19 protein-coding genes are annotated in these 22,664 nt (G+C 57.8%); 6 read left to right on the top strand and 13 right to left on the bottom strand.

Annotated elements, in window-relative coordinates:
- Positions 1–5: 5 nt before the first annotated feature.
- On the top strand, positions 6–608 hold the full coding sequence (locus AC2FFA_RS10720) for a helix-turn-helix domain-containing protein (RefSeq protein ID WP_299898349.1): 603 nt from the start codon (positions 6–8) through the stop codon (positions 606–608).
- Positions 609–664: 56 nt separating this feature from the next.
- Here the strand turns inward: AC2FFA_RS10720 and AC2FFA_RS10715 are convergent, their stop codons facing one another.
- Positions 665–1,612, bottom strand: a complete 948-nt coding sequence (locus AC2FFA_RS10715) for a GlxA family transcriptional regulator (protein ID WP_496851669.1) — start codon at positions 1,610–1,612, stop codon at positions 665–667.
- 80 nt (positions 1,613–1,692) lie between these two features.
- On the opposite strand from AC2FFA_RS10715, the gene AC2FFA_RS10710 reads away from it, so the two are divergent.
- The 4 genes from AC2FFA_RS10710 to AC2FFA_RS10695 all read left to right on the top strand — a co-directional run bounded on the left by AC2FFA_RS10710 (position 1,693) and on the right by AC2FFA_RS10695 (position 6,187).
- A complete protein-coding gene (locus AC2FFA_RS10710; RefSeq protein WP_496851668.1) occupies positions 1,693–2,853 on the top strand; it encodes an acyl-CoA dehydrogenase family protein in 1,161 nt (386 codons plus the stop codon).
- A 2-nt stretch (positions 2,854–2,855) separates the two neighbouring features.
- Positions 2,856–4,871, top strand: coding sequence for an acetate--CoA ligase family protein (locus AC2FFA_RS10705; protein ID WP_496851667.1), 2,016 nt, complete (start codon positions 2,856–2,858; stop codon positions 4,869–4,871).
- Between the two features lie 3 nt (positions 4,872–4,874).
- A complete protein-coding gene (locus AC2FFA_RS10700) occupies positions 4,875–5,654 on the top strand; it encodes a carnitinyl-CoA dehydratase (RefSeq protein WP_117873529.1) in 780 nt (259 codons plus the stop codon).
- Positions 5,655–5,716: 62 nt separating this feature from the next.
- Positions 5,717–6,187 (top strand): hypothetical protein, encoded by a 471-nt coding sequence (locus AC2FFA_RS10695; protein ID WP_496851666.1) that lies wholly within the window; start codon positions 5,717–5,719, stop codon positions 6,185–6,187.
- On the opposite strand, the gene AC2FFA_RS10690 is transcribed toward AC2FFA_RS10695, so the two are convergent.
- The 7 genes from AC2FFA_RS10690 to AC2FFA_RS10660 form a co-directional block, all read right to left on the bottom strand.
- Complete coding sequence (locus tag AC2FFA_RS10690; protein WP_496851665.1) at positions 6,178–7,248, bottom strand: polyprenyl synthetase family protein; 1,071 nt, start codon at positions 7,246–7,248, stop codon at positions 6,178–6,180. The two genes, AC2FFA_RS10695 and AC2FFA_RS10690, sit on opposite strands and share 10 nt — an antisense overlap.
- Before the next feature lie 4 nt (positions 7,249–7,252).
- Positions 7,253–9,376 (bottom strand): hydroxysqualene dehydroxylase, encoded by a 2,124-nt coding sequence (locus AC2FFA_RS10685; protein WP_496851664.1) that lies wholly within the window; start codon positions 9,374–9,376, stop codon positions 7,253–7,255.
- Positions 9,369–10,196 carry a DUF3237 domain-containing protein gene (locus tag AC2FFA_RS10680; protein WP_496851663.1) on the bottom strand — a complete coding sequence of 276 codons (828 nt, stop codon included), beginning with the start codon at positions 10,194–10,196 and terminating at the stop codon, positions 9,369–9,371. The genes AC2FFA_RS10685 and AC2FFA_RS10680 overlap by 8 nt, the downstream gene beginning before the upstream one ends.
- 14 nt (positions 10,197–10,210) lie before the next feature.
- Complete coding sequence (locus AC2FFA_RS10675) at positions 10,211–11,092, bottom strand: encapsulin (protein WP_496851662.1); 882 nt, start codon at positions 11,090–11,092, stop codon at positions 10,211–10,213.
- Positions 11,093–11,146: 54 nt separating this feature from the next.
- Complete coding sequence (locus AC2FFA_RS10670) at positions 11,147–14,347, bottom strand: adenylate/guanylate cyclase domain-containing protein (protein ID WP_496851661.1); 3,201 nt, start codon at positions 14,345–14,347, stop codon at positions 11,147–11,149.
- Between the two features lie 743 nt (positions 14,348–15,090).
- The gene (locus AC2FFA_RS10665) at positions 15,091–16,023 is read right to left on the bottom strand and encodes a choline/ethanolamine kinase family protein (RefSeq protein WP_117873517.1); all 933 of its coding nucleotides are present in this window, start codon (positions 16,021–16,023) and stop codon (positions 15,091–15,093) included.
- Positions 16,024–16,034: 11 nt separating this feature from the next.
- Positions 16,035–18,458, bottom strand: a complete 2,424-nt coding sequence (locus AC2FFA_RS10660) for a GcvT family protein (protein ID WP_496851660.1) — start codon at positions 18,456–18,458, stop codon at positions 16,035–16,037.
- A gap of 150 nt (positions 18,459–18,608) precedes the next feature.
- Here AC2FFA_RS10660 and AC2FFA_RS10655 point away from each other — a divergent pair, with 150 nt between their 5' ends.
- Positions 18,609–19,391 (top strand): DeoR/GlpR family DNA-binding transcription regulator, encoded by a 783-nt coding sequence (locus AC2FFA_RS10655; protein ID WP_496851659.1) that lies wholly within the window; start codon positions 18,609–18,611, stop codon positions 19,389–19,391.
- A 70-nt stretch (positions 19,392–19,461) separates the two neighbouring features.
- On the opposite strand, the gene AC2FFA_RS10650 is transcribed toward AC2FFA_RS10655, so the two are convergent.
- The 5 genes from AC2FFA_RS10650 to napG are packed head-to-tail and all read right to left on the bottom strand — an operon-like array spanning position 19,462 to position 22,637.
- Positions 19,462–19,719 carry a hypothetical protein gene (locus AC2FFA_RS10650; RefSeq protein WP_496683118.1) on the bottom strand — a complete coding sequence of 86 codons (258 nt, stop codon included), beginning with the start codon at positions 19,717–19,719 and terminating at the stop codon, positions 19,462–19,464.
- Positions 19,720–19,732: 13 nt separating this feature from the next.
- A complete protein-coding gene (locus tag AC2FFA_RS10645) occupies positions 19,733–20,425 on the bottom strand; it encodes a NapC/NirT family cytochrome c (RefSeq protein WP_496851658.1) in 693 nt (230 codons plus the stop codon).
- A gap of 29 nt (positions 20,426–20,454) precedes the next feature.
- Entirely contained in the window at positions 20,455–20,892 is a 438-nt protein-coding gene (locus tag AC2FFA_RS10640) for a nitrate reductase cytochrome c-type subunit (RefSeq protein WP_117873509.1), read from the bottom strand.
- A 12-nt stretch (positions 20,893–20,904) separates the two neighbouring features.
- A complete protein-coding gene (napH, locus tag AC2FFA_RS10635) occupies positions 20,905–21,822 on the bottom strand; it encodes a quinol dehydrogenase ferredoxin subunit NapH (protein WP_496851657.1) in 918 nt (305 codons plus the stop codon).
- Entirely contained in the window at positions 21,819–22,637 is an 819-nt protein-coding gene (gene napG, locus AC2FFA_RS10630) for a ferredoxin-type protein NapG (protein ID WP_496851656.1), read from the bottom strand. The genes napH and napG overlap by 4 nt, the downstream gene beginning before the upstream one ends.
- Positions 22,638–22,664 lie beyond the last annotated feature (27 nt).

The following is a 22,664-nucleotide window of genomic DNA, read 5'->3' as shown; positions in this document are numbered from 1 at the left end:
ATTCAATGGGCGACGAAAGCCGAAATGATGTTTCCGGACAGGAAGATCTGAGTGAAGGTGAGGCTCTGGGCCGCTCCATCCGCGATGCACGGCGCGCAAAAGGGTGGACTCTGGAAGAAGCCGGCCGCGCTGCGGGTATCGGGCGGTCGACGCTGTCCAAGATCGAAAACAATCAGACGAAGCCAAGTTTTGACATTGTACGGCGTCTGACACAGGCCCTTGATATGAGCACCCCGCAGTTGTTTCTTCAGTCGGGTCAGTCCGGCATTTCAGGCCGCCGTGATTTCACTCCGAAAGGCGAGGGGGAAATCAAGAATACGCCCACTTACATGCATGAACTGCTTTGCCCCGAACTGACCAGCAAGCGGATGCTGCCCTATATCGCGACAATCAAGGCGCGCGACCTGTCGGAATTCGAGACGTGGATCCGACATTCCGGAGAAGAATTCATGTATGTGCTCAGCGGAGAACTCATCTTCGTGTCTGAACATTACCGCCCTTTGCCAATGAAGGCCGGCGACTCACTCTACTATGACAGTGGAATGGGGCATGGGTGTATTTCGACCAGCGAAGAAGACGCTAAGGTGCTGTGGGTCTCGCTGGAATAACTTCCATGGTTTTCCTTGGTTCTTGAGGAAAGCGGGCAACGCCATGCGCACCCCCTTCAGACGTCAGACAGGCTTCGGTGGCGAAACGCAGTCGGTGTCTGGCCGAATTCTGCCTTGAATGCCCGCGTCATGGCGCTGGCGTTTTCATATCCGCAACGACTGGCGATTTCGGCGATGGATTGCTCGGTATCTTCTGCCAGATTGCGTGCCAGGTTCAGCCGCAGCCGACGATACAGCGCTTGCGGCGTGGTTTTAAGCTCCGCCTGAACGCGCATTTCGATCCGCTTTTGCGAACACCCGATCTTGCGGGCCAATTCCCTGATCGAAAGAGGTGTTTCAAGGTTCGCCTGCATGAAACCCAGTGCGCGATTGACCAATATGTCTTCGGACTTCAGGGGCAAAGGGTAATGATCCTGCCCATTTCGGCTCATCAGAAGATACCCGACTTCCATGGACAAAAGAGGCCCGTGATCCCGGCGGATAAGGGCCGAGGCCAGATCGAACGCGGCCATGGCCCCGGAACAGGTCAACCTGTTGCCATCGATGACAAAACGTTCCTGCACCGCATCCACGGCCGGAAAACTCTCTTCGAACCGGGAAAGCTCGTCCCAGTGTATGGTCGCCCGGTGCTCATCCAGCAAACCGGCGCGGGCCAGCAGCCAGCTTCCGGTATCCAATCCGGCCACTTGGCGGTGTTTTTTGGCTGCAGCCAGCACGGTGCGTGTGGTCGATCGTGTGTCCAGCTTGCGATACCCGTAAGACGGCATGACGACCAGAACATCGCCTTGCTGATCAAAGATTGCACCATTCGGTGTAACGACAAGACCGCTGGAACTTTGAACGGGGTCTCCGTCAATGGAACAGAAACACCACGAATACAAAACCTGCCTCGACAGGTTGTTCGCAGCCCTGAGCGGTTCGACCATGTTTGCAAGGCAATGGTTCGAAAACCCGTTGAAGAGCAGAATGTTGTATTGTCGCGTTAAAATTTTCGAATTCGGCATGATCTTATATCAATTCTGCATGTCGTGACCATGAGTGATGGCGTTTGGTTGGTCAACCACCGATCCAGGGAACACGCGCCATGCAGTTTGGTCTGACAGAAGAACAGGAAATGATCGTCTCGACGGTCCGCAGCTTTGTTGAAAACGAAATCTACCCGCATGAAGACGCGGTCGAGCGCTCGGGAACCGTACCTCCCGAGCTGGGCGAGCAGATTAAGCAGACATGTATCGATCTGGGCTTTTATGCCTGCAACTTTCCCGAAGAAGTCGGTGGTGCGGGCCTGTCTCATCTGGATTTCACCTTGGTTGAGCGCGAGCTTGGCCGTGGGTCAATGGCACTGACGCATTTCTTTGGCCGCCCGCAGAACATCCTGATGGCCTGCAACGACGAACAGCGTGAACGTTATCTTCTGCCTGCCGTACGTGGCGACAAGATGGACGCCCTGGCGATGACCGAGCCGGATGCGGGTTCGGATGTGCGTGGTATGAAATGCCAGGCGGTGCGCGATGGCGGCGATTGGGTTGTCAATGGATCGAAACATTTCATCTCGGGCGCGGAACACGCGGATTTCTTCATCGTCTTCATCGCGACCGGCGTGGACGAAACCCCCAAAGGCCCGAAAAAACGCATCACCACTTTTTTGGTGGATCGCGGCACTCCGGGGTTTGAAGTGCGAGAGGGCTATAACTCGGTCAGCCACAAGGGCTACAAGAACTACATCCTGTATTTCGACAACTGCCGTCTGCCCGACGCACAGGTCCTGGGCGAGGTTGATGGCGGTTTTGCCGTGATGAACGAATGGCTTTACGCAACCCGTCTGACGGTCGCGGCGTTCTCGGTCGGTCGCGCACGGCGCTGCTTTGACTATGCGCTGAACTATGCGGCCGAGCGTAAGCAGTTCGGCCAGCCCATCGGCAAGTTTCAGGGCGTCGGCTTCCAGATCGCCGACATGATCACCGAGATCGACGCCGCCGATTGGCTGACACTCGCCGCCGCGTGGCGTCTGGATCAAAACCTGCCATCGAACCGCGAGATTGCCTCGGCCAAGCTCTATGCCTCGGAAACGCTGGCGCGGGTTACGGATACCACGCTGCAAATCTTCGGCGGGATGGGCTTGATGGACGATTTCCCGATCGAACGGTTCTGGCGCGATGCCCGGGTCGAGCGCATCTGGGACGGCACCAGCGAAATTCAGCGCCACATCATCAGCCGCGATCTTCTACGCCCCTTGGGCGCCTGACCATGAACAAAGACCTGACCCGGCTGCTGCGCCCGAAAACCATCGCCGTCATCGGCGGCGGCGCGTGGTGTCAGCAGGTTATTCTGCAATCCGAACGCATGGGCTATGCCGGTCCAATCTGGCCGGTGCATCCCAAAGCGTCGGAAATTGCGGGCCACAGGGTTTTTGGCCACATCGAGGACCTGCCCGAAGCCCCAGATGCGGTTTTCATCGGTATCAACCGCCACGCCACCATCGAGGCCGTTCGTGTACTGTCCAGTATGGGTGCGGGCGGGGCGGTGTGCTTTGCCTCGGGCTTTTCCGAGGCCGTTGCCGAAGATGACACCGGCGGGGATTTGCAGGATCAACTGGTCGGTGCAGCCGGTGACATGCCCATTCTTGGCCCGAACTGCTATGGCTTCATCAACGCGCTGGACGGGGCCCTGTTGTGGCCGGACCAGCACGGGGCGACCCCGGTTGACAAGGGCGTAGCGATCCTGACGCAAAGTTCGAACATCTCTATCAACCTGACCATGCAGAAACGCGGGTTGCCGATTGCCTATATGTTGGCCTGTGGAAACATGGCCCAGACCAGCCAGGCCGAAACTGCCTCGGCCTTGATCGACGATCCGCGCGTAACCGCCGTGGGTTTGCATATCGAAGGGTTCAAGGACATCCGGGAATGGGAGGCGTTGGCCGCCAAGGCCTATTCGAAGGGCATCCCGCTGGTCGCCCTCAAAGTAGGCGCATCGGAACAGGCGCAGGCGGCCACCATTTCGCATACCGCGTCTCTTGCGGGCAGTGATGCGGGCGCACAGGCTCTTCTGGACCGGCTCGGAATCCCGCGTCTGTCCGCGTTGCCCGACTTTCTTGAAACGCTGAAACTGTTGCACTGCTATGGACCGCTGCCGGGTGGCAGCATCGCTTCGATCAGTTGTTCAGGGGGTGAGGCCAGCCTGATCGCAGATATGGCCGTCGGTACGGGCCTGCGTTTCCCGCAGTTGAGCTATGACAAAAGGGCCCGTCTGCGTGACGCTCTCGGCCCCATGGTCGCTCTGAATAACCCGCTGGATTATCACACCTATATCTGGCGTGACGAAGAGGCGATGGCACAGGTATGGTCGGGTATGACGGGTGAAGACATCGACCTGACGTTCTCGATCGTTGACTATCCGACGACGGATCCGACTGACTGGAGTTGCGCGACCCGAGCTGCGTTGAGAGTGCGCGCTGAAACCGGTGCTCGGTTTGCAATCGTCGCGACGTTGCCCGAAAATCTGCCTGAAGACGTCGCGCAGGACCTGATGGCCGGTGGTGTAGTTCCGTTCATGGGTCTGCGCGAGGCACTGGCGGCAACCCGGGCGGCGGGTCAGGTCTCGGCCCCTGCCACGCATCCCGTCTGGTTGCCGGGAACGGCTGAGGCGACCCAAACCCTGACCGAAGGCGAGTCGAAGCAGGCGCTGGCTGAATGCGGCCTGCATATCCCCCGAACCTGCACGGTTTCTGGGCCAGCGGCAGCCCTCGCAACAGCGCAGGACATGGAAGCCCCCTTTGCCGTGAAGGGTGTTGGGCTTGCGCATAAATCCGAACACGCCGCTGTTCGGCTGGGCATTCAAACCAAAGACGTGGCCAGTGTGGCCGCTGACATCGGCACCGAAGATATCCTGATCGAAGAGATGATCACCGGAACTGTCGCCGAACTTCTGGTCGGCATCGTCCGTGACCCCGCGCACGGGTTTGTCCTGACATTGGGGGCGGGGGGGGTACTGACCGAAGTCCTGCGCGACACGGTGTCAATGCTGGTACCCAGCGCGTCCGAAGACATCCGCGCCGCGCTCGGCAAATTGAAAATCGTCCCGTTGCTGGCGGGCTATCGCGGCCAACGGGCTGCTGATATGGATGCAATCATTGCCGCAGTCGAGGCTGTTCAGGCCTATGTCATGCAAAACGCCGACACGCTTGGCGAGGTCGAGATTAACCCACTCCTGTGCACGCCGGACAAGGCCGTTGCCGTGGATGCTCTGATAAGAAAGGCCTGAGATATGGACCCGATCAAAACCCGCCGCGACGGAACGATCCTTGAGGTGACACTGGACCGGCCCAAGGCCAATGCCATCGATCTTGTCACCAGCCGCAGAATGGGTGAGGTGTTCGCCGAGTTTCGCGATGATCCGGAGCTGCGCGTGGCCATTCTGACGGGCGGAGGAGAGAAATTCTTTTGTCCGGGCTGGGACCTGAAAGCAGCGGCCGACGGTGATGCCGTGGACGGGGACTACGGCGTCGGAGGGTTCGGCGGGCTGCAAGAGCTGCGGGATCTGAACAAACCCGTGATCGCAGCCGTCAACGGCATCGCCTGTGGCGGCGGGCTGGAGCTGGCCCTGTCAGCGGACGTGATCCTTGCCGCAGATCATGCCACATTCGCCCTGCCGGAAATCCGCTCGGGGACTGTCGCGGATGCGGCCAGCGTCAAACTGCCCAAGCGTATCCCTTATCACATTGCGATGGAGCTGCTGCTTACCGGCCGGTGGTTCGACGCCGAAGAAGCCAATCGCTGGGGTCTGGTGAACGAGATCATCGCGGCAGATCAACTGATGGACCGCGCCTGGGAGCTGGCCCGGCTTTTGGCCTCGGGGCCACCTCTGGTTTACGCCGCGATCAAGGAAATCGTACGTGATGCCGAAGATGCCAAGTTTCAGGATGCCATGAACCGCATAACCAAGCGTCAGCTAAGTACTGTGGACGTTCTCTATGCCAGTGAAGATCAGCTGGAAGGCGCGCGCGCTTTCGCCGAAAAAAGGGATCCGGTCTGGAAAGGGAAGTGAACTCTGATCGCAGAACGTGAATTTGCCATTTACTGATCCGCACCACACGTGCACAGTTAGGCATGCCGTATTTCGAACGAAAACCATATGTTAGTGCATCTCGTGCGGTCAGCCCGATTGCGCCGCAGCCCGACAATCAACCGATTTCCGATATAGCACGCCGTGTGCTTGACAGGGAACGGGGCCCGCAGCAGCATCTGGACGGTCCCTTTATGTGCCGCAAAACCTGCCATCCCGGCAGTACCGCCACCATTCTGCTGTCCTTTGAGGCACCGGAAGGCGCGGCCCCTGTTCAGATGCAGTTCGAACCAGGCGATCTGACCAATCCGAACGGCGACATTCTGCCGGCGAACCGCATCAGTGTGATCCCGCCACAAATCCTGCTTGACCCTGGGGAAGCAACGGATGTTGCTGTTGCCGTCACTATTCCCGATCTCACCGAACCCGGTAAATATCATGGCCGGATCGCCTGTACAGGAACGGACCAGACCTCGCTTGTGGTGATTTTCGAGGTGGCGGGCGCTCAGACCTGACGGGTCACGAGATAGTCCATGAACTGTCCAAGAAACGCGCGCGGCCCGTCTTTGGTCCCCGCGAATACCTGCGCGAACTCACTCCGGGCTGAAGCCAGCAGGTCATTCGCCGCGTCCTGTGCATAGCGGATACTGCCATAGTGGTTCATGCGTTCCAGCACCCAGGTGACATCTTGCGTCGACCGGGTATCGCGCGGGTTTGACAAAATCTCGGCCAACCGTGCCTGTTCAGGTTCATCCGCCTTCAGTCCAAGCTGGCCCAGCATCAGCGTGCGTTTGCCTTCATAGATGTCGCCGCCAATTTCCTTGCCGTAACTGTCCTGAGAGCCGACGAGATTCAAAACGTCATCCTGAATCTGAAACGCTGCACCCAGGAAAAAGCCAAAGGCATTGAAATCATCCAGATTAAGCGCGCCGGACTCGACATCATGTGGCCGCGCAATCAGGGCCCCGATACGCATCGGGTGAATGAAACTGTACCAGCAGGTCTTTTTCAGACACATCCTCAGATAGTCGGATGCATCGACATTCAGTCGATTGTCTCGTATCCAGCCAAGCTCCAACGCCTGACCTTCGATGGATTGCTGCAACAGATGGTCGAACTCATCAACCACGCGCATACCGGTTTTCGGGCCCAACGGTCCCAGGTTCTGACGCAGCAGGCGCAGGGCCAGAGATTGCATCCCGTCGCCGGTATTGATCGCCAGTGGAACCCCAAGCCGCTTGTGCATACATTCGCGCCCGCGCCGGAAATCGCTTTGATCTTCGATGTCGTCATGGATCAGAAAGGCATTGTGCAGCAACTCAAGAACTGCGGCCGAGACCCTCGCATTCTCGCTGTTTCCACCGAAGGCTTCGCATGTAGCCAGTAACAGCGCAGGCCTCAGACCCTTGCCTGAGGTTTCGATATAATCGCGCATCGGACCATACAGATAGGCCTGAGGCTCACCCGTCGGCAACAAGCCCAACAGCGTTTCGCGCGCCTGATCCCCGTATGAGGTCAGCGTTTCAAGAAAATCCTGTTTCGCCGCAGGATCCAAATGCGCGGTTCCGGATTTCACAGGCTCAGCCCTTCTGGGTGATGATCACGCGACTTTTGTTTTCCGGCGTGCCGGATCGTTCCGGACGGGCGCCAAAAGCAGAGAGCGGTGCATCCGAAATTGGTATCGCCCTGGACAAGGCATCTGATTGACCGCTGTCCCGACCCAGATCATACGCGACATCTTCGGCAAGCTCATCCCCGGGGATTGGAAGATCCGTGGTGGGTTCGTAATTCGCGATGAGGTCGTACAGCTCTTTCGGGGGGCAGATCATTCTAAGCGCTTCGGCAATGGCTGGGTCCTCGGTGACGCCGCCGGGTTTTGAATATTCCGTTGCCGGTTCTCCTATGGCGGCAAGGGGGCCATCACCGCCACGATCAACTCCTGCCGTGTCCTGACCCATTTTCAGCGCGGCTTCGACCGCAACCGCGAACCGGTTGTCCCACGGAAGGCCAGCCTGATACCGGGCGTAATCATAGGCACGCAGCGGTTTGAGGATATCGGGCTCGTGCAGATCCCAGATCTGGCAGGGTTGTGCATCCGATCCACTGCGCTGAAGGATGGCGTTGACGGCACGGCGCGCGGCCTCGTTCGCCCCTTCCATCGTGGCAAGGTCGGTGAAAGTGCGGACATAGTCCGATGCCAGGAAGAAATTCGGGATGAGCGTGGCCGCATCCGGGCGCAAGCGCCAGCTGTTGATACGGTTGACCAGCAAGGGTTCGACATTGCTTTGACGCTTGGGGTCGTTCGGGTCTTGAACGATATCGGGATCGAGGAACCAGTAATGCATATCCTCGTCCCGCAAAACGGTTTGGCCATCCACGTTGATGCCGCGCTTGACCTGTTCCCAAACCTCGCTTGCAATCTCTTCCCGGCTGCAATTACGCGCTGTCTTCCCGTTCAGACCGGGTTTGTCCCATTCGGAAATGTCGATCGACAGCAGGCCTTTGGTCTTTCCTTCAGCCCAGTTGTCGAAATCAATCTGGTGCCAGAACTGTTTTTGCGACACAGCGGTCAAAGCCCATGGGCTGTCAATGAAGATGACGTGGCCGTGGGTCAGTTCAACTTCCTTGGTCAGATAGAACTGAATGCCGTTCATCCACTGTACGTCCTCGGCCAGCAGAGACAACTTGGCGAGGGCCGGGTCGAGCGCCATCATTTCCGGGGTCACAAGTGGAGCAATGCGTTCAATCGGCATCGCGCTGACAAACCAGTCCCCGGTGACTTGTTTTTCTTCTCCGTCCTGTTCGACTGTCGCGCCGATAATCCGCCCGTTCCGGCACTCCATACCCGTAACTTTGGAGTCAAACTTGTAAACGACCCCCTTGCTTTTCAGGTAATCCAGCCACGGTTGAATCCAGACGAGATTGGTGGGCCCGTTCAGCAGCCTGTTGCAGTGTGGCTCGGGCGTGGCAATGCCCAGCTGAAGCTGAATCGCAATGTCCCCCACTGTCTTCGTGCTGGCTGTCGTGGCCTTGGCGGCCACCAATGAACGGGTCAGGCCGATGGCAAGGAACTTTTGATAGGCTTCCGAACGGTCTTGCGCGCCGATGAAATCCCACCAGCCGATCCGTTCATATTCGTCGAACCGGCGTTCCTTGCAGGAGCTTGCGATCCGCCACATGCAGGCGACAAAATGCTCGACATCCTCATACGCAATCTGGTCCCTCGGCGAGAGCGCGAAGGCAATCGTCTTGAAGGCATCCGAGACATCCTTGAGAGTGCGGGGAAACCGTTCCGGGACAATGATGCCGGGTTTATCGAACTGGCTGACCAGAACCTGAGTGGTGGGGACCAGATTGTCAAAGCATGTCCCCTTGTCGTAATACGGCGTACGGGCCATCGTGTCCGTGATATGCCGATAAAAGTTCGGAAAGAACCGAAATCCATGTTCGCCGGGCAGCCAGGGGCGTTTCACGCCGGGCGGATAACTGGCCCCATCCATCTCAGCCCATCTTTCAAGCGCCTTGATGTGATTTGCTTTCGAACCATGGTCCCCTTCACCCTTCATCACTGGGATGCTGCGGGCCTTGCCACCCGGGATCAACTGGCGTTCGTGGACTTCTACCTCGAACCCGCGTTCAATCAGTTCGTGCGCGGCGCTCATTCCGGCCACGCCGCCTCCAAGAATGACAACCTTTTCAGGCATCGGAAGTTCCTTTCGCGGAATAAACGTCAAAGCGCAGGGTAATGTCTGACAGGCTGGCTTCGCCAATGCCAAAACCCTGCAACCGATTCATCCAGCTGTAATGCGGGTTTGAGGTCAGGTAACGCGGAGCAAGCCGTACCGGGGCCGAAGCGGGCAGATTGCCGTTGGCCAAGGCCGCATAACCGTCCGGGCCGAAGTCACACACACCCGTATCTTCGAACAGGATCGGAGCATTCCCCGTGGACGGTTTGATAAGCGCCTTTGCATGAAGCAGTCCCACACCATCGGAACGCACGCGCATCCAATCTCCGCCAATCGGTTCGATCGTTCCTTTCAAATGCGGGCCTTCGACGGTACCCCCCTCTTTGATCGCGAAGTGTAGCCAGATTCCGTCCGGTGTTTCGCCCGAAGGGGAAAAATTGCTGGTGAACGGCACGACGAATTTGGCGACATGTTCCAGAATGGGTGACTGTGCCGAAGGTTTCGCGGGTGTTGGTGGGGCTGCTGCTTCAGGCGCTTCTTCGGGTCCAGGGTCGTACTCGCGACCACCCGAGGTCAGCACCGGACGCCAGGACAAGGATTTTTCCTGTATCACCGACGGCAAAATGGCTGTGAATTGTTGAAACCCGGTTTGCGGGTCTCGTAACACGGGCCACCCGCGAATGGCGCGTTCGGGGCCTCCGTTTTCCGAACAGATCAGACGTACCGTGTCATGCGACGACACTGCGGGACCTGCTTCCACCAGTACCCGATTGAGACCGTCTGCGTTGATCGCCTCGGACCAACGCAGCGTGACGCCCCGATCTGTAAACTCGCGCACGACCCGATCTCCGGTTAGCACGTGATGGTGCAGATGGCCTCAGCTTCCTTGATCCTGAGATGGAATTTCTGCTGCACGCGGAAGATATGCTCTCCTTCGGCAGAGGTTTGCAGATACTTCACGGCGATATCCGAGGGCACGACGATTTCAACTGGTGCACCCAGCAGGGACACAAGCACTGCCTTGTTCGGGGGCAGGGTGCTGGAACGCAGCAAGGGCCCGTCCAGGAACGGGAGGATGCTGTCACGAGGCAGTACCATCGAGTTCGGCAGCGGAGTGGTAGCTGCCCGAAACAGATCATTGCCCATCACACAGGCATAGGGGCCCAGATAACCATGCGTTTCCAGCGTGCTGATGCCCGTGACGACGGCCTCGAAAACATCGGTTCCGGTATAGCTTTTTTTGGTCGCGGTATTGGTTTTGCTTTCGCCCGCTTCAAGCAATCCCGGATATTTGCCACCGCCGCTGATCGTATAGATCTGCGGCAGTGAGGTGCCCGCGGCGCCAGCGTGTTTGGGGGCTTGTCCGGTACCGGGTTGACCGTTGAAAATGATGTCGTCCTCTACCCGGGCCACAACAGCGGCCGCTCGGCGGAACATGATCTGAGCTGCGGCCAGTTCCGGATCAGCCACCTGTGCACCTTTCAGGTACACGTTCACCGATACGGTTGTAAGGCGCAAGGTGTCATAATCGTTCACGTCAAGACGTTCTTTGGATGCACCAGATGAGTTGTCGACCAGACTGAGCTTGTTCAGCGGAACAGATTGCGTGTCTGCGGGCAGCGGTCCGTATAGGGGTAGGAAACTGGCTGCCACCCGGGCGCGCAGTGCCTCGTCATGGACGGCCTTGTTCACGGCGCTCCACTGATCTTCATTCCAATCCAATGCATCGGTCATTTCAAATCCCTCTCGCTGCTGCTGCCCAATTCGGCGGGGCAGTCAATATTGTTCTCATTTTGTTTCGCTCAATCTGTCCAGCTGATTGCGCGCCCGCTGCTCCTGAACGACACCGCGGCAATCTTGGGCAAGCGAAAGCGCTTGTTTCGCCTCGCCAATTGCAGCGTCCAAATCCCCCTTTGCGGCAAAAGCCTTTGCTCGCACACGGTGATATTCAGGTTTGTTCAGCATCTCCCCACGTTCCCAACCGGGAATGCAAACGGTTTCGAGCCGGTCCAAAGCCTGATCAATAACTCCGTGATCTATCATTAACTCAGACAGAACAATCTGATTCTGAGGAAAAGTAAAGTTTCCACCAGATTTGGAGATCAGGTTCATGCATGCCTCGATGCGTTCCGGAACACCTGCGATATCGCCTTTCCCGGCTTGCGCGAGACCCATGTAGATGTCCTGCATCGCGTGAAGGTAAAGAAACCCTTCCTCATCCGCGACTTTTCTGGCTTCCTTCATCGTCACATCAAGCCGGTCCCATTCACCCGCATAGGGCAGGAACATGCTGCAAGCGCCCATTACGTAGACAAGGTTGGGTGCATGATTCAGCGCCCTGCTGACCTCGATGGCTTCCAGACGCGCGGCTTCGGCCTTTTCGAATTTCCCCTGCTGCCACAGCAGGCATCCCTGAATGGCCAGCAAAGAGGCGGTCGTGGAAGACTGGGTCATGGGCATCATGGCCATATCCAGCTCGGGTGTGATCAGGGCGAAAGCGCGCTCAAGCTGTTGTTCGCATTCAGCAAATTCCCCACGGAAGTAATGAGTGAAGCTCAGGGCCCGCGCCGCAAGAACGTTGGCGACGGGGTCAGCGGACATGCCTGCCATCATATCCAGTGCTTGTCCCATTTCCATCGCTCGGTTCATCTGACCGCCAACAAAGAAGTTGGTCCAGCGGCAGAAGGTAGCGGCGAACAGGGTTTCACCGTCGCCCAAAGACTGGGCCAGTTCCATTGCCCGGGCAGCAGTTTCTCCGACTTGGTCGGCCGACCACCCGTAGATCGCCATATAGGCGGGCAGAATATTCATCTGAACCCGAAGCTCGAATCCATCGCGATCTGCGTTGGCCGCCATGGTTCCGATGTTGCGCAGGGCGGCCCGGAAAGCGGAAATCGCAGGCAGGTTCGCCAGCCGGGACAATGCCAGTTCACCTGCAGTGACCCAATTCGCAACGGCTTCATCCTTCAATCCGCCAAGATCGCAATGATGCGCGACGGTATCGGGGGCCGGATTGCCGAATGCTTGGTGACCGTCCAGCAAGGCCCGGGCAATTTTCAGATGCACCTTCTGCCGGTCTTCCCGCAGCAACGAATTATAGGCCGTATCCTGAACCAGCGCGTGGTTGAACGTGTATGTGGCCGACCCTGAAGCGCTGGTAATCAGCACGACGCCAGCCGCCATAAGCTGCATGAGGGCGCTTTCTACATCCATATCTGCATGCGCGACCGCGTGTATCATCTGAGCGTTGAAACTGCGTCCGATAACCGATCCGAGCTGGGCGACTGGCTTGGCATTTTCCATCCGATCAAGACGCGACATCAGCGAGTCCTGAAGGGTGGCCGGGACGCTCAGCGCATCCAGAACCTCGGCATTTATCGGGGCGTCCTGGGGCAGCTGGTCCAAAACCGCCTTTGTCATTTCTTCGATGTACAGCGGCACGCCATCTGCCTTCTCGATAATCTGCCTGATCAGGATGACAGGCAAACTGTATGGCTCAGCCACGCGCCGAACCAGTTCGGATGCTTCGGTGTTGCCAAGCGGAGACAGATTAATGCGTGCGGCTCGGCTCTCGAAATGTTCCGGAGGTTCGTATTCAGGTCGATGGGACAGAACCACCAGTACCGGAAAGTTGCTCAAAGCTGACGCAAGCGCATCCAGGACGTCCAATGTGGTAGCATCGGCCCAGTGAACGTCTTCAACCACCAACAACAAAGTACCGCGCCTGTCGCACAGGCTGCCCAGACTGCGCAGCATCACGTCAAGAGACTTGCGCGCTTTCTTCAACGGATCCGACTCTGTCGGGGCGCCGGTCTCCACACCCGCCAGATCAAGAAGAACGGGCAAATCGGCTTCACTCAGACGAGAAGCCGTTTGCACGAAGTCGGAAATCGAAGACGTGATGCTGTCATTTGATTTATCACCTGAAACGCGCCTCAACTCTCCTACAATAGGATGCAGGGGAAGACTGGTCAGGTGAGGGATGCACTGCAACGTAAAGGGCTTGACCCCGATCGTTTCAGACAGCGATTTGATCAGCCTTGATTTGCCGATACCTGCCGCACCCCCGACAAGCGTCAGCCTGCCTGAGCCTTCCTGTGCCTCGCTCCAAAGTTGGGTCAGAGTCGAAAGATCGTCCTGCCGGGCCACAAGATCGACCGCAGATTGACCTACCCTCGCGTCGAACCGGCTGGAGGAAATGATCTCCGACACCACGCGGTACACGTTGCGCTGATTGTCAAAGCCTTTCAGCTCATGGCTGCCACGCGGTTCGAATTCAAAGGCACCTTGGGTCAGCCGCCAGGTCTCGGAAGAAATGATCACTTCACCCGGTTCGGCCAACCCCTGAAGACGGGACGCAAGATTCGCCGTTTCACCCACCAGAAAGTCCTGAGATCCCAGGCTTTTCGAGGAAACGACGCCCACAACAACCATACCGGTTGCAATACCCGCCCGCAGGTCGAGCTTTTCTCCAAACTCGTTTTCAAGATTCTGAACGGCTTCAATGGTTTCCAATACCGCCCGCACAGCACGCTCGGCGTCATCTTCCATGGCCTTCGGGTATCCGAAATACACCATGATGCCGTCGCCCTGCCGATAGGCCAGGTGGCAGCCGTGTTGTTTCAAGGTGCCGATCGCCGTATCCAGATACAGGTTCATGATCTGCATCAGGTCTTCCGGGTCATATCGCTGAGCCAGCCGTGTCGACCCCACAAGATCGCAGAAAACCAAAGTGAGATGCCGGCGCTCGGCATTCGACTGAACTTCGGGCCGCGTCGAAGCTTCCTGTGATTTCAGCCTGGCCTGCGCCTTCCGAAACCGCTTCCTTTCACCAACCGTCAACCCGAGATCACGCAGTTCCGGATCAGTCAACTCGTCCAGAATGTCGTCATCCACGCCCTCTCTCTGAAACAGAGTGGCATAGTCGTTCAGATCTGCCAGATAAAGGACTTTTGAAATGCGTGGTGATGCCTCAAGGACTCGCGTCATTGTCTTGCGACTCCGTCCATATCTATCCCCCTGATTTTCCCCTTAAAACATAATGTATATGTATAATCCAAAAGTAGAGAGGATTTTGTGCTGAATCCATGTTTGGCGTAGGCCGCACAGTTAACTTGTTATATTGATTGACCGATATACGTCAGAATTATCACACCGTCACGTGTTTTTCCTGCCAAATCATCGGGTTCCAGCTTCCAATTGATTATACCCGCAAGGGTTCGGAACGACCGGACTATCAAGATTGTCGTCATATGCCTGACGTGACGTCAAGGTTGCCGTATTTGCGCAAGCGCTGTTGCCGACATTAAATATCTGGCAGAACCGCCTCGTTTCGCAGTGTTTTCCGCCTCATTCCAACGAAAAATCGGACACTCACGATTGCATGTCATTAAACCCAAATGGCGTTGCGTTCGTGTCTGCTCATCAAAACGCCCTGCATCAGGTTCGCATCACATCCAGCGCGTTCAGGTCAAGGACACAGCCACCCGACATGCGCCTTTCCAAGCGGCCGCTTAATGGTTTGCAGGAAGGTATTCCGAAGCCGTGCAAAAGGAAGCTGCGAACCCGGAACCAATCCACTTCGCAAGAAAAAATCCACGTCCCGTCGTCACCCTGAATTGAACTCAGACCGACCTTTGCCGGCATTAAAGCGTCGGCGGATGCGATCCAAAGCTAGGAGACAGGCAAAGTCACAACCGGTTTCCAAGTTTGATGTGCCAGCGGGCAACCTTCTATTCTTGCGCCACGGCTCTCGCATGGGCCGCAAAGGACGGAGCCAGCATCAGGGCCTTGCACCGTTCGAACCGACTGGTGGCATAGGCCCAGAAATCTTCGGCCGGGTTTTCATCCGCGTGCTGGATCAATCCCCACAGCGTCCACAGCAGATCACACATGGCTTTGTAGATCACCATACGCCCGATCTGCGCATCGCTAGGCGGGTTACCGAAATAGGCCGTCAACATCTCGAGTTCCTGCTCGTCGCTCAACCCGGCTTCGACGGACAGATCACCCAGATCCCATAGGGCGTCGTTCATGCCTGAATACTCATAATCGACGATCCACATGCGCTGGCCGTCATCCAGAAAGTTTTCGCACAGCGGGTCGCAATGACTGGGGACCAATGTCCCTGGTTTGTCACGCAGCAACGCGCGGATCGGAGCCGCTTCTGCCACGACGTCCGCGTAACCTTCTGGCAGGGTGGCGTTTTTGTCCGCAAGCACCTTCATGTATTCGCTGATCATCGAAAACAGCTCAAACCGAAACTTGAACGGCTCAGGGGCGCCATGAAGCTGCTTCAGGGCCTTTCCCGCGCGGGCAGCAGACCCCGGGCGCGTCGCAAAAATCTCGGGTGTCATCGTGACGATGTCGGTCACGCAATCGCTGATCATCACGCCAGATGACGCGTCTGCCCACAGAACTTCGGGGCCGACCCCGGCCTTTGCTGCCACCCGTGCGTTGTGGATTTCGACCGCGCGGTCGATATAGGCTTCGGTGCCTTCACCGGGGATACGCACAACCACCGTCCTTGGCCCGCCTTCGACGCGATAGACCAGATTGGTTAACCCACCCAGCCGCTGGGTGTGAATGTCCGCCTCAACAAGGGTTTCGAACCCCGCCACGTTGCGAAGGACCTGAATAATCTCATTTTTTGGTTCATTCTGCATCGTTCATTCCCTCAGGCTTTCAACCGGCCGTTTGCTGGATCATAAAGCGGCCCGTCCACGCGGCGGATGGCGTGGCGTTCCCCGAACACCTCCACTTCGAAATCTGACCCACCAGCCAGTCCCGCAGGCAGATAACCGTAGAGGATGGTCTTGCCGACGGTAAACCCATATCCACCGCTGCATGCCAGCGAGACTGTCTTGCCGGACTGCAGTATGGTTTCCCCTCCGGTGATCGGCAGCCGTTCTTCAGTGATGAATGTACAGAGCTGCCGGTCAGGACCGTTCACTTTCTGCGCCTCCAACGCCGACCGTCCGATGAAGTCCTCTTTGGACTTCAAATGTACCCGCGAGCCAAGGCCTGCTTCGATTGGTGAATAGTCTGGGGTGATGTCAGCGCTCCAGTAAAGATAGCCTTTTTCCAGCCGCAAGGACTCGATCGTGCGGTAGCCGATGTCGCGGATGCCATGGTTCTGACCGGCATACCACAATAGGTCGTAGACATGCAGGGCGAACTCGGTTGGAATATGCAGCTCCCATCCCAGCTCTCCCACATAGCCTATACGGATCGCGCGGACCTTTGCCGTTCCCAGAGTGATCTCTCGGGCCGTTGCAAAGGGAAACGCAAGGTTCGAGACGTCTTCTTCCGCAACGGTCTGCATCACATCCCGCGCTTTGGGGCCGCAGATGTTGATGACGGCGCGTGCCGATGTCATTTCGATCAGCTGCGCGCACCCGTCGCGGGGCAGGTGACGTCGGATCCAGTCCGCGTCATGCACGCCGAATCCGGACCCGGTCACGATATAAAAGTGTTCCCGCCCCAATCGGGTGACGGTGATATCGGCTTCAACGCCGCCGCGATCATTGCACAATTGGGTGTAGATCACCGTGCCATCCGGCTTGTCCATGTTTGAAACGGCGAGGTTTTGAAGGGCTTCCAGCGCGCCAGGACCGATCAGTTCGAACTTTGAGAAACTGGTTTGATCGATCAGAACTACACCGTCGCGCGCGGCCTTGTGTTCCTGCTCGGCATAGGCTTTCCAACCCGGCGACAGGAAATCCAACTGATCCACAGGCTCTACACCGACAGGAGCGAACCAGAGCGGCCGCTCCCATCCATTCTTTGACCCGAACACCGCCCCATGTTGCTTCAGCCGCTCATGCAGTGGCGACAGGCGCAGGTTTCTGGCCGTTTCCGCCTCCTGTCCCGGATATCGCATCTTGTAATGATGCGCGTAATGTTCGACCGCGCGGGGATACATGAAGGCGCGCGTGGCGTGATGCGGACTGAACCGGCGAACGTCCAGAGGCCACAGATCAAGGCTCGGGCGGCCTTCAACAATCCACTCCGCGATCATCTCTCCCGCGCCACCACCTGCCGCGATGCCGTACAGAAATCCGGTCGCCAGCATCAGGTTTCCCAGCTCGGGCGCCCATCCCATGACAAAATCGCCATCTGCGGAATAAGGGATGGGGCCGTTGATGACCTGCCGGATTCCAACGGTGTTGACGACCGGCGTAACCCGACCTGCCAGTTCGGCAAGGGGCGCAAACCGCTCCAGGTTGTCGGGCAACAACTGCCGGACAAACGCGCCCGGAATGCCCCTGTCGCCGAACGGCAGTGTGTTGTCCTCATACCCGCCGATCACTAGTCGTCCGCCCGCGTCAGGCTTGTAATACACCAGCCGCTCGGGATCCCGCAGGGTTGGCAGGCGTTTTACAAGATCGGGGTCGGGCAGGGGTTCCGTTACGATGTATTGATGCTCGACGGCGCAGGCCGGGACAACGACCCCGAGTTTCGCGGCCAGCTCGCGGCTCCACATTCCGGCGGCCAGAACGACGGTTTCCGCTTCATAGTCCCCTTCTGATGTCATCACTTTGGCGATGCGATTGTTGCGGATTTCAAAATCGGTAACCTGCACGGATTGGCGGATCTGGGCACCGTGCATCCGGGCACCGGACGCGATTGCCTGACATAAGCCTGCGGGATCGACATGACCGTCCGAGGCGATAAAGGCCGCGCCTTCCAATCCCTTCGCGTCGATATAAGGAAACAGCGTTTTGGCCTCGGCCGCCGAGATTATCTCCATCTCCAGATCAAAGCTGCGGGCCATTGTCGCTAGACGCTTGGCTTCCAGAAGCCGCTCTTTGGTTGCCGCCAGGCGCAGGCTTCCAACCTTCTTCCAGTCGAACTCCATCCCGGTTTCTTCGGCCAGACGATCATACAGCGCCACGGACCGTTTCAGCATCCGCGTCGTGTTGCGTGATGACCTCAACTGCCCGACAAGCCCCGCCGCATGCCAGGTGGCCCCCTCGGTCAGGGACGCCCTTTCCAGAAGAACAACATCTGTCTCACCGGACCGTGCGAGATGATACGCGATTGAGCATCCGATGATGCCCCCGCCAATGATGAGATGTCTGACCGAATGCGTTGTCATGCGCCAACTCACTTCAATTGATATGCTTTCATCAAAAATCCAAAAACAACATAAATCAACAAAAAAGTTTGAATAGTGTTGAAGTAAGTCGCTTGAACAGCGTCAACCTTACAAGTAACCTGATGAAATCAACAAATAACGCGGCGCTTTATGTCGAAATACGAGCAAGAGATTCTCAGCACGGTAAACCTGCATGGGCGAATTTCGGTCATGGAACTGGCGCGCATTCTCCAGGTGTCGGACCAGACCGTAAGGCGAATCGTGAAGCCGATGGTCGCCAAAGGCAGCCTCTCCAAGGTGCATGGTGCATTGGTCAGCACTCAAAATGTGCTGGATCCACCGTTTCTGGCCCGCATGACGAAGAACCGCGCCGCCAAAGTCGCGATAGCCGATGCCGTTGCAGGGCGGATACCGGACGGTTCGGCCATCGCCATCGACACGGGTTCGACCTCGGGCTTCATAGCTCAAGCACTTCGCGCGCGGAAAAACCTCACGGTGGTGACAAATTCGGCCTTCATCGCGGCCACGTTATCGATGGAAGAGGGCAACAGGGTCTTCATGGCGGGAACACAGTTGCGCAACCACGACGGGGCCGCCTTTGACCGCGCCGCATATGACGTCATTGCAGGATTCTCGGCCCGGACGACCATATTGTCGGCATCGCTGGTGCATCCAAGCAAAGGCTTCATGGTCTATGACCAATGCGAGGCTGACATGGCCCGTGCGATGTCTGATATCGCTGACCAGACCTTCATGGCTGTTGATTCTACAAAATTCAACGAGGCCCAGACCAGCCCGGCATTACGCCTGCCTGGGCTGACCGAGAAGGACGTGCTTATCACCGATCGCAAATTGCCCGCATCCTTCCGCTCCTTACCCGGAGACGCGGAATTGGTGATAGCGGGCGTTAAAGCACAAGCAGACAGTCCTTGATTTTGTGACAATTCTGCCCTGGCCCGACGGGACAAGCCGGTTCCACCGAAATGGTGAAACCGGCTGTGTTTCAGGCCGTTGCGCCTTTGATGCGAATGGCAGTGCCCAAGCTTCCTGCACAGATTCCGACCACAATCGAGATGATCAGTTCCAGTGGCTCTACATGCGCAAACTGGAAGCCTGCAAAAACCAGCGTTTCAAGTACGCCAACTGCACCGCCCAATGTCGCGCCCAGCCACAACTTGCGGGTCATCATGCCGAGGGCCAGACCAAGTATGCCGGGCAAACCAAGGATGTTGCTGCCAATGGTTCCAAGTAACTCTAACATCTCTGCCCCCACATCAATTTGAGCTGTTGTTCAGGAAATCGCGGATGTCGTCACCCACGGCAGTCGCGTGCTCCTGCACAACTTCACCGTCCAGTGCAGCAGTCACCTTCTCGTATGTTTCTAGGTAGTTGGGTGGCAGGTTGTGCGCAATGCCCTGGTGGCAATCGATACAGGTCATACCGCTGTCTATGGCGCGTTGGTGTTCCGACGCGGCGCGTGTTTCCTGAATGGTGAAGTCCATGTAGTCAAAGTTGTGACAGTTGCGGCACTCGCGGCTGTCAGACGCTTTCATCTTCTTCCACACGGCCGATGCCATCGCCAGACGGTGTTCCTCATATTTTTCGGGTGTGCTGATCGTGCCCGCCAGTTCATGATAGACGTCTTTCACGGCCATGATCTTGGCTTTGATCTTGTGGCTCCACTCATCCGGAACATGGCAATCCGAGCAGATCGCACGTACACCGGAGTGGTTGTTGTAGTGAATCGTCTCCCGGTACTCGCCCAGGTTCGTTTCCATCGTGTGGCAGGACACACAGAACTCTTCGGTGTTGGTCAGTTCCAGCGCCCAGTGAAATCCACCCCAGAACAGGATACCGACCAGAAAGCCGGCGAGGATCAGAAAGCCCGAGCTGAACATCACTGCCGGTGTCCAGATCGCGTTCCAGAGGCGACCAAGCAAGCCGCGTTTTTCAGGGGAGTCTGCCATGTCGGTGCTCCTTTCAGTCTTGCGTTGGATCAGTTGCTGGCGGAGGGCTGGAACACGTTGTCGACCAGTGGCGGCGCGTCTGCCTGTGGAACGTGGCACTGATTGCAGAAGTACCGGGTTCCAGCAATCTGATCCAGCTCGTTGCCATCGCGATCCAGATAGTGGGTCATCGACAGGGTAGGTGCGTTGCGCTCGCCCGCCTTGGTCCAGTCATGACAGGACAGACATTGGTTGGTGCGAATGTCGATCTGGTATTGTTCGACCGAATGCGGGATCAACGGCGGCTGCTGGCGATAATTGCGCTGCTGCCGCCCTTCGACGTTGCGGTGGATCTGATCCAGTGGCACCGGTTCGTCAATCTCGGCCCCGCGCAGGGATTCTACCTGTGCGGATTGCGCAAGGGCCCATCCGCTCAGCAACAATACGGGTAGAAGGGCAATTCCGCCTGTAACGATTGTTCTTTTCATCTTGGCACTCCCCTAGATAGGTCTGGCAGCGCGCGGCTCAGGCGCGGCAACTGGATCGGAAGGTTGAACGACATGGTCGTCGAACCGGTGAGTAAAGTTAAAGACGTCGACTGCGCAGACATCGATGCAGCGTCCGCAGTTTGTGCAGTCGGATGACAGGATCAGGGGCGAGCTTCCCGGCTTGCCTTTCAGCGCGGGCGAGATCACCTGATTTTCAGGACAGACCGCATAGCAATCCATACAGTCGTCGCAGGCCGTGCGATTGGCCGCACTGACCCGCAGCAGGCTTTTGGACCCGATTAGCCCGTAGAACGCGCCCACGGGGCATAGATGGCCGCACCAGCCATGGCGTGCGACGAAAACGTCAAAGACGAAGATGGCCGCGATCATGGCCCAGACAAAGCCCATGCCGAATACCAGCCCGCGATGCAGCATGGTGATCGGGTTGACCAACTCCCACGCGATCACGCCGTTCAGGCCCGAGACCAGCAGGACGGTTGCCAGAATCCACAACCGAGTGCCGCGCTTGGGTTGCCAGCCTTTCGGCAGGTCCAGTTTGCGGTGCACCCAGTTGGCCGCGTCCGTCACCGGGTTTATGGGGCAGACCCAGGAACAATAGGCACGCCCACCGATCAGGGCATAGATCACCAGAACGATCAGCCCACCGATCAGCGCAGTCATCGCGGGCCAATGGCCTGCGACGAAGCTTTGCAACAAGATGAACGGATCGGTCAACGGCAACACGCCAAGCGTCAGTGACCCCGCCAAAGTGCCCTCCACGATCCAGATGCCGAACCATGGGCCCAGCAGAAACAGAACCAGAAAGAACAGCTGACTTGCACGACGCATCAGCAAAAAACGATGCGCCCCGATCCACCCTTTGCCTTCAACGGCCTCCTGACCTACGGGCATATGTGTGCGAGCATTCATTGTCCCACCCCAGGCAGATCATATTCCGGCGCAAATCCGCCGGGCGCGGCAAGATTGTCGGTTCCCGGTCCGGGCAAACGGTCGGGCAGATCGATGATCCCCTCGACCACTGGTGCACCTTTGGCGGCTTTTTCCTCCCACCCCTTTCGGTAATGCTCTGCCGAACTGCCGCGCGCCAGCCGGGCAGGCAGAACCTTGATGGCGGCCTCGGGCAGAACACAGCTTTTTTCGCACATGCCGCAACCTGTACAGTGGTCGGCATGGACGGTGGGAATGAATAACGCATGATGGCCCGACCGGGTATTATGCGCCGTCTCCAAAGTGATCGCCTCGTCAATGACGGGGCAGACGCGATAACAGACGTCGCAACGCAGACCGAGGAAATTCAGGCAGTTTTCCTGATCGACCAGTACGGCAACCCCCATCTCGGCGTCGTCGATATTGTCCAGCCCGGGGTCCAGTGCCCCTGTTGGACATGCGGCGACACACGGAATGTCGTCGCACATTTCACAGGGAACATCCCGGGCGGTGAAGAATGGTGTTCCCGTTGCCACCGCATCCGAGCCAAGTTCGGCCAGTTTCAGGGTGTCGTATGGGCATTCCCGCACGCATAAACCGCAACGGATACAGGCCGACAGGAACTCCTTCTCCGGCAATGCGCCGGGTGGGCGCAAGGCATCGGCAGGCAGGGCGCGGGCGTCGCGGGCCAGATAGGCCAGCAGCGATCCTGCGACCACGCAGCCGCCCGCCGCCCGCGCCGAGTCCTGAAGGAACCGGCGCCGCTGCGGCGAAAGGGGTTTATCGACAAGAGACATGGGAACGACCCGTACGATCCTTTCTGG

Source organism: Ruegeria sp. YTSB088 (genome assembly GCF_059609825.1).
This window is presented reverse-complemented; position numbering and strand designations above follow the sequence as displayed.

What these genes read in the sequence shown, in the direction of transcription:
- AC2FFA_RS10715 (WP_496851669.1), bottom strand. Translation starts at nt 1,612, where the DNA reads ATGCCGAATTCGAAAATTTTAACGCGACAATACAACATTCTGCTCTTC.
- AC2FFA_RS10660 (WP_496851660.1), bottom strand. Translation starts at nt 18,458, where the DNA reads ATGACAACGCATTCGGTCAGACATCTCATCATTGGCGGGGGCATCATC.
- AC2FFA_RS10655 (WP_496851659.1), top strand. Translation starts at nt 18,609, where the DNA reads ATGTCGAAATACGAGCAAGAGATTCTCAGCACGGTAAACCTGCATGGG.
- AC2FFA_RS10695 (WP_496851666.1), top strand. Translation starts at nt 5,717, where the DNA reads ATGCCGTATTTCGAACGAAAACCATATGTTAGTGCATCTCGTGCGGTC.
- napH (WP_496851657.1), bottom strand. Translation starts at nt 21,822, where the DNA reads ATGAATGCTCGCACACATATGCCCGTAGGTCAGGAGGCCGTTGAAGGC.
- AC2FFA_RS10670 (WP_496851661.1), bottom strand. Translation starts at nt 14,347, where the DNA reads ATGACGCGAGTCCTTGAGGCATCACCACGCATTTCAAAAGTCCTTTAT.
- AC2FFA_RS10665 (WP_117873517.1), bottom strand. Translation starts at nt 16,023, where the DNA reads ATGCAGAATGAACCAAAAAATGAGATTATTCAGGTCCTTCGCAACGTG.
- AC2FFA_RS10720 (WP_299898349.1), top strand. Translation starts at nt 6, where the DNA reads ATGGGCGACGAAAGCCGAAATGATGTTTCCGGACAGGAAGATCTGAGT.
- AC2FFA_RS10710 (WP_496851668.1), top strand. Translation starts at nt 1,693, where the DNA reads ATGCAGTTTGGTCTGACAGAAGAACAGGAAATGATCGTCTCGACGGTC.
- napG (WP_496851656.1), bottom strand. Translation starts at nt 22,637, where the DNA reads ATGTCTCTTGTCGATAAACCCCTTTCGCCGCAGCGGCGCCGGTTCCTT.
- AC2FFA_RS10700 (WP_117873529.1), top strand. Translation starts at nt 4,875, where the DNA reads ATGGACCCGATCAAAACCCGCCGCGACGGAACGATCCTTGAGGTGACA.
- AC2FFA_RS10705 (WP_496851667.1), top strand. Translation starts at nt 2,856, where the DNA reads ATGAACAAAGACCTGACCCGGCTGCTGCGCCCGAAAACCATCGCCGTC.
- AC2FFA_RS10685 (WP_496851664.1), bottom strand. Translation starts at nt 9,376, where the DNA reads ATGCCTGAAAAGGTTGTCATTCTTGGAGGCGGCGTGGCCGGAATGAGC.
- AC2FFA_RS10675 (WP_496851662.1), bottom strand. Translation starts at nt 11,092, where the DNA reads ATGACCGATGCATTGGATTGGAATGAAGATCAGTGGAGCGCCGTGAAC.
- AC2FFA_RS10650 (WP_496683118.1), bottom strand. Translation starts at nt 19,719, where the DNA reads ATGTTAGAGTTACTTGGAACCATTGGCAGCAACATCCTTGGTTTGCCC.
- AC2FFA_RS10640 (WP_117873509.1), bottom strand. Translation starts at nt 20,892, where the DNA reads ATGAAAAGAACAATCGTTACAGGCGGAATTGCCCTTCTACCCGTATTG.
- AC2FFA_RS10645 (WP_496851658.1), bottom strand. Translation starts at nt 20,425, where the DNA reads ATGGCAGACTCCCCTGAAAAACGCGGCTTGCTTGGTCGCCTCTGGAAC.